Genomic DNA, 14,318 nt, shown 5'->3' with positions numbered 1-14,318 from the left:
TGAAGGTCTTTGCAGCAATTCTCGTGCCGAATTGTCGACTTGCAAAAGCATGAATTGTCGACAATATGAGTGATGGATTGTTGACTTGGCATGGCGCTTGCATCCGGGACGAGCCAACCGCTTAGGCGGATGCCGATGCACCTTGTTGGGTGCCGCCCGTTGTTGTCCCCCTTCGATCCAGGAGCTCGCCATGACCCGCACCATCCGCCTTCCCCAACTGAGCCGCCGCTCGCTTTGCCTGGCCGCCGCCGCGGCCGCAACCTGTCTCACGGCGGGCACGGCCTTCGCTGCCGAACCGATCAAGATCGGCCTCGTCACCGCGCTTTCGGGCCAGTCGGCGCTGGCCGGCGAAGCCATCACGCGCGGCCTCACCGTCGCCATCGACGAGATCAACGCCAAGGGCGGTCTGCTTGGCGGGCGCAAGCTCGAACTGGTGCGCCGCGACGATGAAGCCAATCCCGCCAAGGGTGTGGTCTCCGCGCGCGAGCTGATCTTCAAGGAGAAAGTGGCGGTGCTGTTCGGCGGGCTCGACACGCCCGTGTCGATGGCCATCGTGCCGATTGCCAACCAGGAGAAGACGCCGTTCATGGGCCCCTGGGCCGCGGGCACGCCCATCACCAAGAACGGAGCCAACCCCAACTTCGCCTTCCGCGTTTCGGCGGTCGACGAAATTGTCAACGTGGGCATGCTCGACTACGCACAGAAGACCTTCAAGTCGAGCAAGTTCGGGATGATCCTGGTGAACAACCCCTGGGGCGAATCGAACGAGAAGGGCCTGCACGCCGCGCTGGCGGCCAAGGGCCTGAAGGCCGTGGGCGTGGAGAAGTTCGACGGCAACGACGTCGACGTGGTGCCGCAGCTCACGCGCCTGAAGGCCGCGGGCGCCGACACGCTCTTCATGGTGGGCAACGTCGGTCCCTCGGCCCAGGTGGTGAAGTCGCTCGACCGCATGGGCTGGCAGGTGCCGATCGTCTCGCACTGGGGCCCGGCGGGCGGGCGCTTCACCGAGCTGGCCGGCCCGAACGGCAAGAACGTGCACTTCGTGCAGACCTACAGCTTCTTCGGCAAGCAGTCGCCGGTCGGCGAGAGGGTGATTGCGGCGCTCAAGGCAAAGTACCCGGCCATCAAGGGCCCGGACGACATCACGCCGGCCGTGGGCGTGGCCAATGCCTACGACGGCATGCAGCTCGCCGCGCTGGCCATTGCGGCCGCCGGCTCGACCGACGGCGACGCGGTGCGCCAGGGCTTCTACAAGATCGGCAAGTACGAAGGCCTGATCAAGACCTACGACAAGCCCTTTTCGCCCGGCACGCACGACGCGGTGACCGCGAGCGACTACGTATGGGCGCAGTTCATCGACAACCGCATCCTGCCGGTGGGCATGGCCGCGGCGAAATGATGCTGCTGTCCGCATGGATCAGCGGGCTGGGGCTCGGCAGCATGTACGGGCTGATCGCGCTCGGCTTCCACGTGACCTATGCCGTCTCGGGCACCGTCAACTTCGCGCAGGGCAGCGCGATGATGCTGGGCGCGGTCTTCACTTTCTGGTTCGCGCAGACGCTGGGCTGGCCGATGCCGCTCGCGGTGCTGCTGGCGCTCGCGCTCTGCGGCGCCTACGGCCTCCTGGTCGAGTTCGCGGCGGTGCGGCCCTTTGCGAGCCGCGGCTCCGAGGCCTGGCTGATGGCAACGGTTGCGCTCGGCATGGTGGTCGACAACCTGGTGATGTTCACCTTCGGCAAGGAGCCGCGCAGCTTGCCTTCGCCGCTCGCGGTCACGCCGCTGCAGGTGGGCGAGGTGGGGCTTGGCGTGTACCCGCTGCAGTTGCTCATTCCGCTCGCGGGCCTGGCGCTTGCGGCGGTGCTGCACCTGGTGGCGCGCCGCACGCGCTGGGGCATCGGCATGCTGGCCGTGGTGCAGAACCCCGCGGCCGCGCGGCTCATGGGCATTCCGATCCGCCGCGCGGTGGCCGCGGCCTTTGCGCTGTCGGCGGTGCTCGCGGGCGTGGCGGGCGTGCTGATCGCGCCGCTCTTCAATGTGCAGGCCGACATGGGCACGCTGTTCGGGCTCAAGGCCTTTGCGGTCGCGATCCTCGGCGGCATCACCAGTGCATGGGGCGTGATGGGCGCGGGCCTGCTGTTCGGCCTGGCGGAGGCGCTGATCACCGCCACGCTCGGCTCGGGCTACACGCAGATCCTGACCTTCGGCCTCGTGATCGCGGTGCTCGCGCTCCGGCCACAGGGGCTCTTCGGCCGCGCGGCGGTGAAAAAGGTATGAGCGGCATCGGCATGCGCTGGCTCGCGCTGGCAGGGCTCGCGGCGGCCATGGCGGCGGGCGTGGCGCTCGCGGCCACGGTCAACGGCTACTACGTTTTCGTGCTCGCCAATGTTGCGCTCTTCGCCATCGTGGGCATCGGGCTCAACGTGCTGCTCGGGCTCACGGGGCAGATGTCCTTCGGCCATGTGGGCTTCTATGCCATCGGCGCCTACGCGGTCGCCATCCTCACGGGCAAGGCTGGCTGGAGCTTCTGGGCCGCCTGGCCCGCGGGCGCGCTGATCGCCGGTGCCATGGGCGCATTGCTCGCGCTGCCGGCGCTGCGCGCCAGGGGCCCTTACCTTGCGATGATCACCATCGCCTTCGGCTTCATCGTCGAGCATGCCATCGTCGAGGCGCGCGACCTCACGGGCGGGCAGAACGGAATCATGGGCATTGCGGGGCCCGTGCTCGGCGGTTTTGCGCAAGGCGAGCGCGCGGCGGCAATGCTCGCGGTGCTCACGGCGGGCGTGGCGGTCGCGGCCTTTGCGATGCTCTCGCGCGGCGGCTGGGGCGCTGCGATGCGTGCGGTGCGCGACAGCGAAACCGCGGCCGAATCCATCGGCCTCGATCCGCTGCGCATCAAGACCGTGGCCTTTGCCATCTCGGCGCTCTGCGCCGGAGCGGCCGGCGGGCTGTTCGCGCCGCTCTCGGGTTTCGTGACACCGCACACCTTCGGCTTCGGCCAATCGATTTTGTTCGTGCTCGTGGTGATGATCGGCGGCGCGGGCTCTGTCGCGGGCCCGCTGGTGGGGGCGCTCGTGGTGGGCTTGCTGCCGGAGCTGCTCGCGAGCTTCGAGGAATACCGGCTGCTCATATTCGGCCTGCTCTTGCTGGTGGTGCTCTGGGTTGCACCCGAGGGGGCCGCCGGGCTCTGGCGCCGCATTGCAGCGCGCATCGGCAAGCAGCCCGCCGAAGCGCCGCTTGCGACCAGTGGAGATGCGGGCCTTGCGCCGCGCGCAAGGGGCGCGCCGATCCGCACCGAGGGCCTCACGATGCAGTTCGGCGGCGTGCGCGCGGTGGGCGACTTGGCCTTTGCCACGCAGCCTGGCGGCATCACCAGCCTGATCGGCCCCAACGGTGCCGGCAAGACCACCGTGCTGAACATGCTGAGCGGGTTCTACCGGCCCACCGGCGGCGGTTTCCGCCTGGGCGAGTCGGCTCTGCAAGGGCAGCGTGCCTACCGCATTGCGCGCGCCGGCGTGGCGCGCACCTACCAGACCTCGCAGCTCTTCGGCAGCCTCAGCGTGGAAGACAACGTGGCGCTTGCGCTCGGCCGCGGCACGCTCGGGCCGCTGCTCGGTGCGCGACGCTTCCGCTCGGCGGCGGCGCGTGCCGAGGCGCGGCGGCTCCTCGCGTTCTGCGGCTATGCGGGGTCCGCACAGGTGCGCGCCGCCGATCTCGCGCACGTCGACCGGCGCTTGGTCGAGATCGCACGCGCGCTGGCCACCGCGCCGCAAGCGCTCTTGCTCGACGAGCCCGCGGCCGGCCTCTCTCGCGAAGACAAGGTGCTGCTTGCGGCGCTGCTGCAGCGCATCGCGGCCGCGGGCATCGGCGTGCTGCTGGTCGAGCACGACATGGATCTGGTGATGGGCATCTCGGACCACATCGTGGTGCTCGACGCCGGCCGCAGGCTGGCCGTGGGCGGCGTGGCTGCAATCCAGGCCGACCCCGCGGTGCGCAAGGCCTACCTCGGTGAAGCCCTGGCGACGGACGATGCGCCGGCAGATGGCCGGGCGCCGCGCCCGCCGCTGCCGGCCGATGCGCCCGAGCTGCTCGGCGTCGGCGGCCTTGTCGCCGGCTACGGCGCGGAGCCGGTGCTGCACGGCATCGACCTGCGCGTGCGGCGCGGCGAACTGGTGGCGCTGCTCGGCGCCAACGGCGCGGGCAAATCGACATTGATGCGTTCGCTCGCGGGCTTGCACCGGCCGGTGCAGGGCGGCATCCATATCGACGGCATCGAGCTCGCGGGCATGGCGGCCGAGCGCATCGTGGCGCATGGCCTGGTGCTGGTGCCCGAAGGCCGGCAGGTGTTTCCCGAGCTCAGCGTGCGGGACAACATCCGCCTGGGCGCGTTTCTCGACGGGCGCGACATCGAGGCGCGCACCGAGGCCATGCTCGGGCGCTTTCCGCGCCTGCGCGAGCGGTTGCACCAGCGCGCCGGCCTGCTCTCGGGCGGCGAGCAGCAGATGCTGGCAATTGCGCGCGGCCTGATGTCGAAGCCGCGCGTGCTGCTGCTCGACGAGCCTTCGCTGGGCCTGGCACCGAAGATCATCGCCGAGCTGTTCAAGGCGCTCGACGGGCTGCGGGCCGAGGGGCTGACGGTGGTGCTGGTCGACCAGATGGCGGCCCTTGCGCTGGCGCTGTGCGACCGTGCCTACGTGATCGAGGGCGGGCGCATCGCGGCCGAAGGCAGTGCGGCCGAGATCGCGGCCGACGGGGCGCTCGCGCGGGCCTACCTCGGTTCGACCTGAAAGGCGGCCCGCGCGATTTCGGCGGTCTGCCGGCCAGCCGGCACAATCGCCGGATGTCGTTTTTCAAGGATCTCAGCCTCTCGGCCTTCACCGCGGGCTTCGTCGCCGTGCTCGTGGGTTTCACGAGCTCGGTGGCCATCGTGTTCCAGGCCGCACAGGCTTTCGGTGCCACGCCCGAAATCGCGGCCTCGTGGATGTGGGCGCTGGGCATCGGTATGGGCCTGCCATCCATCGTGCTGTCGCTCTGGTGGCGCAAGCCGGTGATGATTGCCTGGAGCACGCCGGGCGCCGCCGTGCTTGCCGTCGCGGCGGGCAGCTACGGCATGGGCGAGGCGGTCGGCGCCTTCATTGCCTGCGCCGCGCTCATCGTGCTGGCGGGGGCCACGGGCTGGTTCGAGCGGGTCATGAACAAGATTCCGATGGCGATTGCCTCGGCGCTGCTCGCCGGTGTGCTCGCGCGCTTCGGGCTCGATGCGTTCATTGCCGCCAAGACGGCGCTGCCGCTGGTGCTTCTGATGCTCGGCACCTACCTGGTCGCCAAGCGCTTGCTGCCGCGCTATGCGGTGCCGCTCACGCTGCTGGTGGCCATTGCCTTCGTGGCGGCGCGCGGCGAGCTGAGCTGGTCGACGGTGCACTTTTCGCTCACCTGGCCCGTGTTCACCATGCCGGTGTTCAGCTGGCAGGCCATCGTCAGCCTGGCCTTGCCGCTTTTCATCGTCACCATGGCCTCGCAGAACCTGCCGGGCGTCGCGACGATACGCGCAGCAGGCTACGGCGACCTGCCGGTGAGCAAGCTCATCACCATTACCGGGCTGGCCACACTGGTGCTGGCGCCCTTCGGCGCGTTTGCCTTGAACCTGGGCGCCATCAGCGCCGCCATCTGCATGGGCCGCGAGGCGCATGAAGACCCGGCGCGGCGCTACACGGCGGCCGCAAGCTGCGGCGCCATCTACGTGGTGATTGCATTCTTCGGAGCGGCGGTCACCGGGTTGCTCACGGCGTTTCCCAAAGAGCTGGTCGCCGCCATTGCCGGCCTGGCACTGCTGGGCACCATCGGCAGCGGGCTGGCGGGTGCGGTGCGCGATGAGCCGCACCGCGAGGCCGCGATCATCACCTTCCTGGTCACGCTCTCGGGCGTGGCCATCCTTGGCATCGGCTCGGCGTTCTGGGGTGTGGTGGCCGGTGCGCTGGCATTGGCGGTGCAGCAGGCCGGGCGCACGAAGCCAAAGGCCTCCGCCGGCAAGGACATCGCTGCTTCCGGCAACATCGCGCCAGACAGCAGCAACATGGCGGCCACACCCGGCGCCGGAAAGACTCACTGATGAAAAATATCCTCTTCGTCGCCGACCCGCTCGACCATTTCAAGATCTACAAGGACACCACTTTCTCGATGATGCGCGAGGCCCAGCGCCGCGGCTATCGCATCGCGGCCTGCCTGCCGCAGGACATCCAGTGGAAGTCGGGCGGGCAGGTCACCGCCACGGTGCAGCAGATCACGCTCACCGGAGACGCAAGGGACTGGTACCGCGTCGATATCAGCGAGGCCAAGGCGCTGAAGGACTTCGACGCCGTGCTGATGCGCAAGGACCCGCCCTTCGACGCCGAATACATCTATGCCACGCACCTGCTCGAGCAGGCCGAACGCGAAGGCGCGCGCGTGGTCAACAAGCCGAGCGCGTTGCGCGACCACCCCGAGAAGCTCGCGATCATGGAGTTTCCGCAGTTCGTCACGCCCACGCTGGTCACGCGCAGCGCGCAGGCCGTGCGCGACTTTCATGCCGAGCATGGCGACATCATCCTGAAGCCACTCGACGGCATGGGCGGCATGGGCATCTTCCGCGTGAAGCAGGACGCGTTGAACCTCGGCTCCATCGTCGAGACGCTCAACAAGAACGGCGCCGAGACCATCATGGTGCAGCGCTTCGTGCCAGAGGTGGTTCAGGGCGACAAGCGCATCCTGATCATTGCGGGCGAGCCCGCGCCCTTTGTGCTGGCGCGCATTCCGCAAGGCACCGAGGTGCGCGGCAACCTGGCGGCCGGCGGCAAGGGCGTGGCCCAGCCGCTCACGGCGCGCAACCGCGAGATCGCCGAGGCCATTGGCCGGGTGCTCGCGCCGCGCGGGCTGCTCTTGATCGGGCTCGACGTGATCGGCGACTCGGTCACCGAGATCAACGTGACGAGCCCGACCTGCTTCCAGGAGATCACCGAGCAGACCGGCTTCGACGTGCCGAAGATGTTCATCGATGCGCTCGAGGCGCACCTGGCCGCGGCAGTTTCCTAGGTCTTTCTTTCAGCGCGGCGCCGGGGTGCCGAGGTGGTGCGGCTGTGCCGCCACTTCGCGCTGCCGCCGTGTCTGCAGCAGCCGCGCGCGCCGCTTGCGCCACCAGATCACGATGCCCGTGACGGACAGGCCCGCCACCACCAGCCCCATGAGCGACATCAGGATGCGTCCCGGCAGTCCCAGGATGCGCCCGCCGTGCAGCGGCAACTGCAGCTGCGCGAACACGTCGGCCGCGGTGCCGTGCCAGGGCCGGTTGCTGGTGATGACGCGGCCGTCGCGGCCGTCCAGGTAGAGGTTCGACAGGTCCATGCCGTTGCTGCTGTCGTGCGTGGCGTGGTCGAAGAAAGACACGTTGTAGAAACCCCCGCGCTGGTTGTAGAACACGCCGCCCAGCGGCGTGGTCCAGCCGCGCCGGCGTGCCTCGGCTTCGGCGTCGGCAACGATCTGGCGGAAGCCGATGGCGGGTTCGATGCGCGTGCCCAGCGGCGCGAGCGGCACCAGCGACGACGGCCCGGGCGTGGTCTTCGACACCAGCGACAGCATCGGGTGGAAGATCTCCTTGTAGAGATTCAGCGAGAACGAGGTGAAGGCGACGATGATGATCAGCGCCCACAACCACAGCCCGCCCGCACGGTGCAGGTCGAAGTTGAGCTTGTAGCCGCCGGCCGCCCAACGCACGGCCCAGGCCGGCTTCCAGCGGCGCCACCATTCGAGCGCGGCGCGGTGCTCGGGATGCGCGGCCTGCCGCTGGCGCCGCGGCGTGGTGAGGTACAGCGCAAAGAAGCTGTCGAGCAGCCACACCAGCGCCACGCCCCCCATGATCCAGTAGCCCAGCCGGTCGGTACCCCACACGGCCGGCACGTGCAGCATGTAGTGCAGCTTGCGCAAGAAGGGCATCAGCGTCTCGGGCTTGAGCGAGATCGCGGTCGAGTCGCGCCGGCCGCGGATCTCGGCCGTCACGGGATCGACGTACACGCGGTTGTAGCCGAGCTGGTAGGGCTTGCCGGTGGCGGGGTCGGTGCGCGGCTGCACGAAGTAGCCGGCCGCATGGCCTTCCTCGAAGCCGAGCGGCATGTACGCGACCCGCGCGCGCGGGTCGTCGGCCTCCACCGCCGCGGCCAGCTCGAACGGATCGCGGAACGGCCCGCGCGATTCGGTGTCGTAGAGCTCGCTGTTGAGCCAGCCGTCGATCTCGTGGTCCCACGAAATCACGGCGCCGGTCAGGCCCGAGACAATGAGGAACAGTGCAACCGCGAGGCCCGCCCAGCGGTGCACTGTCGTCGCAAAGGCGCGCATCTCAGAAGTCGATGGTGCCGCTCACCGCAAAGGTGCGCGGTGCGCCGAGGACCAGGTAGTTGGAGCCCTGCGTGCCGCCCACCGACGCCCAGTACGACTTGTTGAACAGGTTGTCGATGCGCGCGCGCAGCGTGAGCGCGCGGCCGTTGCCCAGGTCGACCAGGTAGCGCGCGCCGATGTCGAAGCGCGTCCAGCCCGGGATCTGCTGCGTGTTGGCGGCGTTGGCGTACTGCTTGGAGGTGTAGAGCAAACGCGCGTTCAGCGACAGGTTGCGCACACCCGGCACGTCCCACTCCGCGCCCAGGTTGGCCTGCTGCTTGGCCACGCCGATGGCCGTGCGGCCATCGGTGGCGCCGCCTTGCGTGTCCTTCTGCTTGGCGTCGATCAGCGTCAGGCCGCCCAGCAGGCGCAAGCCCTTGGCAGGCTGGCCGAACACCGAGAACTCGAGGCCCTGGTTGCGCTGCTTGCCGTAGAGGCCGTAGGTCTGGCCCTCGTACTGGTAGGTCGGCTGGTCGGTGGTGAAGAAGGCAGCGCTCGCACCGATGGTGCCTCCGTCGTACTTGACGCCGACTTCCTTCTGCTTGGCCTGGTAGGGCGCGAACACCTCGCCGGCGTTGGTGACCGGACGGCTGTTGACCGTGCCGGGTGCCACGTTGCCCTTGACGAGACCTTCGATGTAGTTCGCGTAGACCGAGGTGCTCGGCGTGATCTTGAACACGACGCCGGCCACCGGCGTGGTCTTGCTCTTGTCGTAGGCGCTCGTTTCCTTGACGGTGTTGTAGGCGAAGCTGGTCTGCTCGATCGTCTGCCGGCGCACGCCGAGCGTGACCAGCAGGCGGTCGTCCATGAACGACATGGTGTCGGCCACTGCAACGCTCGAGGTCTTGATCTTGTCGGTCAGGCGCGGGTCTTCCAGCGTGTTGCCGGTGAAGTTATTGGCGACCGGGAAGGGCGACGCGTACGGCGCATAGATGTTGTTGCGCAGGCTGCCGCGCGAGATCGTGTAGGCGTTGTCGCGGTCGTTGCTGTATGTGGCGGCCGAAGCCACCACCGCGTGCTTCACCGGTCCGGTCACGAAATTGCCGCGCACGCCGATCTCGGCCGTGCCGATGCGGTCCTTGCGGGTGTTGCTGAAACGCGTGCCGCTGGTGTTGCCGAACGCGTCGGCGAGCGTCGGGTTCGCCAGCACGTTGTCTTCGTCGCTGCGGCGCACGCCGCCGGCGGCCCAGGCGGTGATGTTGTCGGTGATGTCGACTTCGCCGCGGAAGGTGGCGAACTTGTCCTTTTCCTTCGAGTAGGTCCAGGGCTGCGCAAAGTTGGTGCTGGCGTCTGGTGCGCTGGGGATCGGCAGCGTCGACGATGGCGTGAGGCTCGGGCGGCCGTCCTTCAGATCGTAGTCCTGGTAGCCGAAGTCGGCCGACAGGCGCACGTTGCGGTTGCGCCAGTCCAGGCCGACGGCAAAGGCGCTGAGCTGCTGGCTCTCTTTATGGACGCCGGTGCCGCCTTCGCGGCGCACGGCATTCACGCGAACGCCCAGGCTGTCGTCGGGGCCGAAGCGGCGCGCCAGGTCGAGGTTCACGTAGCCCTGGCCGCCGGTCTGCACGCCGAAGCCGACGCGCGTGATCGGCTCGTTGGACGCGCGCTTGGGCAGCAGGTTGATCGCGCCGCCGATGCCGCTGCCGCCGGGCGCCGCGCCGTTCAGGAAGGTGTTGGCGCCGCGGAACACTTCCACGCGCTCGAAGAATTCAGAGGCAATGTACTGGCGCGGCAGCATGCCGTAGAGGCCGTTGTAGGCGACGTCGTCCGAGTACACGGGGAAGCCGCGCACCACGTAGAGCTCCTGGAAGTTACCGAAGCCGCGCGCCTGGCGCACCGACGGGTCGTTGAGCAGCACGTCGGCAACGCTCTTGGCCTGCTGGTCCTGGATCAGCTCGTTGGTGTAGTTGGTGCTCGAGAACGGCGTGCTCATCATGTCCTGGGTGCCCAGGATGCCGACGCGCCCGCCGCGCGCCACCTGGCCGCCGGCGTAGGGCTTGGTCAGGCCTTCGGCCGAGGCGTCGGCGCTGGCTTCGACGGTGACGGTGCCGAGGGTGCCGGCGGCTTCAGCCGGCGCGGCGGTCTGGGCCGTAGCGGCCAGGGCGTGAATTGCGAGCAGCGTGGCGGCCGCGGTCGGGCGCAGGCTGGCGCGCAGGAAAGAGGAGGAAGAAGACATTGAAAGGTTCGAAAGGGGCGCAAATGAGAACCATTATTGTTACCCCGCCGAACCGGTTTGCCGATACTTTCTCTCAATGTTGCGAAAAAGTGTCAGTAGAAACGCCTCAGTGCCCGAAGCGCTGCCCGTCCACGAACACGTGCAGCTCGCCCGGCACGAAGGGCGTCCAGCTTTCGTTGCTGGTGAGCGGCGCGGTCACCACCACCGCCACGCGGTCGTTGGGCGTGGTGTGCCGCGCAAAGTCGATCTCGAGGTCTTCGTCCGCGAGCTGCGCGGTGACGAAGGGGTGGCGGCGTTCCACGTACCAGAGGTTGGTGGAGGCATGGGCCCAGAGCGCCTGGCCGTTCGAGAGCATGAAGTTGAAGGTGCCGTGGCGCGCAAGCTGCGGCGCCAGTTCGCGCAGCGTGAGCGTGAGCTCCTCGATGCTCGGCACGCCCGCATGCGACTTGGCCAGCTCCTGCATGAGCCAGCAGAAGGCGTGCTCGCTGTCGGTGTTGCCCACCGGGTGAAAGTTGCCGTGCAGGCGCGGGCGAAAGTCCTTCAGGTCGCCGTTGTGGGCAAACACCCAGTAGCGGCCCCACAGTTCGCGCACGAAAGGGTGGCAGTTCTGCAGGTTGATGGCGCCCTGCGTGGCCTTGCGGATGTGCGCAATGACGTTGCGGCTTTGAATGGGGTAGCGCCGGATGAGCTCGGCCACGGGCGATTCGCTCGCCGGCATGTGGTCGACGAAGTGCCGCAGCCCCCGGTCTTCGAAGAAGGCGATGCCCCAGCCGTCGGCGTGGTGGTCGGTGCGGCCGCCGCGCTGGGCGAAGCCCGTAAAGCTGAAGGTCACGTCCGTGGGCGTGTTGCAATTCATTCCAAGCAGTTGGCACATGGCGCTATTAAAGCGCGAGCGCAGCCGCCGCGGGCGAACCCGTCCAACGCTCAGCGAACGAACCGGCCTTCAGGCGTGACGCGCACCATTTCGATGAAGCGCGAGCCGGTGGTGGCGCCGGTCGAAAAATCGATGTCCATGCCGGCCAGGCGCAGCTTGAGCGCGCGCAGCGTGGCATGCAGGCGGGCGCGCGTGAGGTCGCGGCCGGTGCGCTTGATCGCCTCGATCATCACCAGCCCGTTCAGGTAGCCCTCGAAGCTGCCGTAGCCGACCGGCACCTGGGCGCGCTCGGCTAGGCGGCGGTAGTCGCGCGTGACGGCTTCCACCTCGCCCCAGGGGTACGGCGTAACCTGCGAAATGGCCAGCCCGCCCGCCTGCAGCGGAACCACCTTGGCCGTGACCTCGCCCGAGACGACCGACATGCCGTAGAACATCGGCTTGCTGCCGGCGGCGTACATGGCCTTGATCACCTCGCCGGTCACCGTGCCGGCCAGGTACATCAGCACGGCCTGGGGGTGGCTGTCGGCAAGCGCCTTGCCGGCGGCGGCCGAGGTCGAGCCATCGCCCTTCACCGCCACCACAGCCGTAGGAGCCTGCTTGTGAGTGGCCATGGCCGCCTCGATCAGCTTTACCGCCTCAAGGCCGCCGGGGTTGTCCAGGTGGGCAATCGCGATCTTGCTCACGCCGATGGTCGACAGGTGCTCGACCAGCGCCTGCGCCTCGCGGGCATTGCTGGCTCGCACGAAGTAGGCCGAGCCCGCCACGCGCTCGCGGGCGCTGTCGCCCACGCCGTAGCCGCCCACGCTGGGCGCGCCGCTTTGCTGCAGCAGCTTGGCCGCGGCGGAGGTGGTGCCCGATCCCACGCAGCCGAAGAAGGCGAACACGCGATGGTCGTTCAGCAGCTTGCCGTAGTTTTCGAGCGCCTTCTCGGGCTTCAGCTCGTCGTCCAGCGCCACCAGCTTGATCTTGCGCCCGCCCACGCCGCCTTGTTCGTTGGCGGCATCGAAGGCCAGCGCAGCGCCGTTGTGCACGACCTTGATCTGCGAGCCGAGCGGGCCGCTCAGCACGGCCGAGCTGCCGAGCAGGATCTCGGTGTCGGTCACACCCGCTTCGGCGGCCTGTGCGGAGGAGAGACGGGCCAAGCCCGCGGCGAAAACCGCCGTCGAAGCGACAAAACTTCTGCGCTGCATGAAAGACCCATCCCGTGAGTTAACAAATGCTAACAATTAGAAACGATGGGTGCTTAAGTATTACTAAGTGCTTACCCTTGCCGGGTGGGTTGCCGAAGCTGCCAAGCCGCGCAAATGGCAATCGCGCACAGCGCCGCCAGCATCAGAAACACCTCGTCGAAGGCCGCCAGCCGCGCGGCGCTGCTCGTCGGGTTGGCGAGCGAATCGCCATGCGCCGCCAGCCGCCACTCGAGCACGATGGCGCACAGGCTCACGCCCGCCGCACCGCCGAGCATGCGCAAGAAGTTGATGGCACTGGCGCCCTGCGGAATCAGCGGCTTGGCCAGCGGCCGCATCGAACCCAGGTTGAGCGAAGGCAGGATGAAGCCGAGCCCGATGCGCCCGATGATGGCAAACGCCACCAGGAGCCACAGGGCGCTGTCGAGTCTCAGCACCACCATCAGCGCGAAGGAGGCCGCCAGCAGCGCCAGCCCGATGCTCACCAGCAGCCACGTCGGCTGCCGGTCGGCCAGCCGGCCCACGCCGGCAATGGCAACCGCCAGCACAATGCCCGCCGGCAGCAGGATGGTGCCGACGTGCGAGGCCGACAGCTGCAGCCCCACCTGCATGTACACCGGCAGCAGGTAGGTCGAGCCGAACAGCGCCGTGCCGTAGATGAAGGCGACCACGCTGCCCATGGCGAACTGGCGGTACTGGAAGAGGCCCAGGTTCATCAGCGGCGTGCCGCCCGAGGCCGCGAACCGGCGCTGCCACCAGATGAAGCCCGCCAAGGCTGCCAGCGCACCGCTCAGCAGCAGGGCGGCTTCGATGGGCGAGTCGCCGCGCAACTCGACCAGCCCGTTCAGCAGGCAGAGCGTGCCCGCCGTGCCCAGCGCCAGGCCCCGCCAGTCGAGCCCGCTGCCGCGCGTGGCCGCCACGCCGCCCGGCGCCGTGGTGGGCACGAACTTGTAGGCCAGCCAGAGCGAGGCCAGGCAGAACGGCACCACCATGAAGAAGATGGAGCGCCAGCCGAACAGGTCGACCAGCACGCCGCCGATGCTCGGGCCGATGGCCGGCGCCAGCACCACACCCATGCCGAAGATGCCGCTGGCGCGCCCCTGCTCGTGCGGCTCGAAGGCGCGCAGGATGATGATGGCCGGAATGGGCTGCACCACGCCGGCGGCAAGCCCTTCGGCCACGCGCGCCAGCAGCACCAGCGTGAAGTTGTTGGCCAGCCCGCCCGCCACGCCGCCCACAAGCAGCAGCACCATGGTGCCGACGTAGGTGCGCCTGTAGCCGTAGCGCGACAGCAGCCAGGGCGTGGTGAGCATCGAGACGGTCATGGCCACCATGAAGCCCGAACTCACCCATTGCGCCCGCTCCTGGCCAAGCGAGAAGTGGTGGCTCATGCCCGGAATCGCCACGTTGACGATGGTCGACGACATGATCGACGCCATCACGCCCACCATGACCGAGACCAGCAGGTACCAGCGGTAGCGCGGACCGTAGCGGTCGCGCATGGTGCCAAGGGTCGGCGGGGCCGGCGGTGCGGCTTCGGGCGGGGGAGTGGGCATCGTGGAGCGGCGGCCCGGCTTTGGGTGCGGGTCCGTCGTCCTACAAGCATATCGGTCTTTGCGCGAATGGGCGCCGATGCAACGGCCGCACAATGCACACGCTGTCCCGCACTGCTTTCCGAGAAAAC

At 68.5% G+C, this 14,318-nt stretch carries 10 protein-coding genes; 5 read left to right on the top strand and 5 right to left on the bottom strand.

The window, feature by feature from the left end; genetic code table 11:
* The first annotated feature begins 190 nt into the window (after positions 1–190).
* The 5 genes from V9L20_RS10085 to gshB are packed head-to-tail and all read left to right on the top strand — an operon-like array spanning position 191 to position 7,065.
* Positions 191–1,399, top strand: a complete 1,209-nt coding sequence (locus tag V9L20_RS10085) for an ABC transporter substrate-binding protein (protein ID WP_337296483.1) — start codon at positions 191–193, stop codon at positions 1,397–1,399.
* On the top strand, positions 1,396–2,274 hold the full coding sequence (locus V9L20_RS10080) for a branched-chain amino acid ABC transporter permease (protein WP_337296482.1): 879 nt from the start codon (positions 1,396–1,398) through the stop codon (positions 2,272–2,274). The genes V9L20_RS10085 and V9L20_RS10080 overlap by 4 nt, the downstream gene beginning before the upstream one ends.
* On the top strand, positions 2,271–4,784 hold the full coding sequence (locus V9L20_RS10075; RefSeq protein ID WP_443098563.1) for a branched-chain amino acid ABC transporter ATP-binding protein/permease: 2,514 nt from the start codon (positions 2,271–2,273) through the stop codon (positions 4,782–4,784). Before V9L20_RS10080 ends, V9L20_RS10075 begins: the two co-directional genes overlap by 4 nt.
* Before the next feature lie 53 nt (positions 4,785–4,837).
* Positions 4,838–6,106, top strand: coding sequence for a benzoate/H(+) symporter BenE family transporter (locus tag V9L20_RS10070; RefSeq protein WP_337296481.1), 1,269 nt, complete (start codon positions 4,838–4,840; stop codon positions 6,104–6,106).
* Positions 6,106–7,065 (top strand): glutathione synthase, encoded by a 960-nt coding sequence (gene gshB / locus V9L20_RS10065; protein WP_337296480.1) that lies wholly within the window; start codon positions 6,106–6,108, stop codon positions 7,063–7,065. The genes V9L20_RS10070 and gshB overlap by 1 nt, the downstream gene beginning before the upstream one ends.
* Before the next feature lie 9 nt (positions 7,066–7,074).
* Here gshB and V9L20_RS10060 read toward each other — a convergent pair whose 3' ends face one another.
* The 5 genes from V9L20_RS10060 to V9L20_RS10040 form a co-directional block, all read right to left on the bottom strand.
* A complete protein-coding gene (locus V9L20_RS10060; protein WP_337296479.1) occupies positions 7,075–8,361 on the bottom strand; it encodes a PepSY-associated TM helix domain-containing protein in 1,287 nt (428 codons plus the stop codon).
* 1 nt (position 8,362) lies between these two features.
* A complete protein-coding gene (locus V9L20_RS10055; protein ID WP_337296478.1) occupies positions 8,363–10,573 on the bottom strand; it encodes a TonB-dependent receptor in 2,211 nt (736 codons plus the stop codon).
* Between the two features lie 106 nt (positions 10,574–10,679).
* Positions 10,680–11,447, bottom strand: a complete 768-nt coding sequence (locus V9L20_RS10050) for a class II glutamine amidotransferase (protein ID WP_157611715.1) — start codon at positions 11,445–11,447, stop codon at positions 10,680–10,682.
* Positions 11,448–11,497: 50 nt separating this feature from the next.
* Positions 11,498–12,637: an ABC transporter substrate-binding protein gene (locus tag V9L20_RS10045; protein WP_258503681.1), complete on the bottom strand. Its 1,140-nt coding sequence runs from the start codon at positions 12,635–12,637 to the stop codon at positions 11,498–11,500.
* A 71-nt stretch (positions 12,638–12,708) separates the two neighbouring features.
* Positions 12,709–14,190: an MFS transporter gene (locus tag V9L20_RS10040; protein ID WP_337296477.1), complete on the bottom strand. Its 1,482-nt coding sequence runs from the start codon at positions 14,188–14,190 to the stop codon at positions 12,709–12,711.
* Positions 14,191–14,318: the final 128 nt, after the last annotated feature.

It is taken from the genome of Variovorax sp. CCNWLW225, assembly GCF_037204045.1.
Lineage (GTDB): Bacteria > Pseudomonadota > Gammaproteobacteria > Burkholderiales > Burkholderiaceae_C > Variovorax.
This window is presented reverse-complemented; position numbering and strand designations above follow the sequence as displayed.

What these genes read in the sequence shown, in the direction of transcription:
- V9L20_RS10085 (WP_337296483.1), top strand. Translation starts at nt 191, where the DNA reads ATGACCCGCACCATCCGCCTTCCCCAACTGAGCCGCCGCTCGCTTTGC.
- V9L20_RS10080 (WP_337296482.1), top strand. Translation starts at nt 1,396, where the DNA reads ATGATGCTGCTGTCCGCATGGATCAGCGGGCTGGGGCTCGGCAGCATG.
- V9L20_RS10075 (WP_443098563.1), top strand. Translation starts at nt 2,271, where the DNA reads ATGAGCGGCATCGGCATGCGCTGGCTCGCGCTGGCAGGGCTCGCGGCG.
- V9L20_RS10070 (WP_337296481.1), top strand. Translation starts at nt 4,838, where the DNA reads ATGTCGTTTTTCAAGGATCTCAGCCTCTCGGCCTTCACCGCGGGCTTC.
- gshB (WP_337296480.1), top strand. Translation starts at nt 6,106, where the DNA reads ATGAAAAATATCCTCTTCGTCGCCGACCCGCTCGACCATTTCAAGATC.
- V9L20_RS10060 (WP_337296479.1), bottom strand. Translation starts at nt 8,361, where the DNA reads ATGCGCGCCTTTGCGACGACAGTGCACCGCTGGGCGGGCCTCGCGGTT.
- V9L20_RS10055 (WP_337296478.1), bottom strand. Translation starts at nt 10,573, where the DNA reads ATGTCTTCTTCCTCCTCTTTCCTGCGCGCCAGCCTGCGCCCGACCGCG.
- V9L20_RS10050 (WP_157611715.1), bottom strand. Translation starts at nt 11,447, where the DNA reads ATGTGCCAACTGCTTGGAATGAATTGCAACACGCCCACGGACGTGACC.
- V9L20_RS10045 (WP_258503681.1), bottom strand. Translation starts at nt 12,637, where the DNA reads ATGCAGCGCAGAAGTTTTGTCGCTTCGACGGCGGTTTTCGCCGCGGGC.
- V9L20_RS10040 (WP_337296477.1), bottom strand. Translation starts at nt 14,190, where the DNA reads ATGCCCACTCCCCCGCCCGAAGCCGCACCGCCGGCCCCGCCGACCCTT.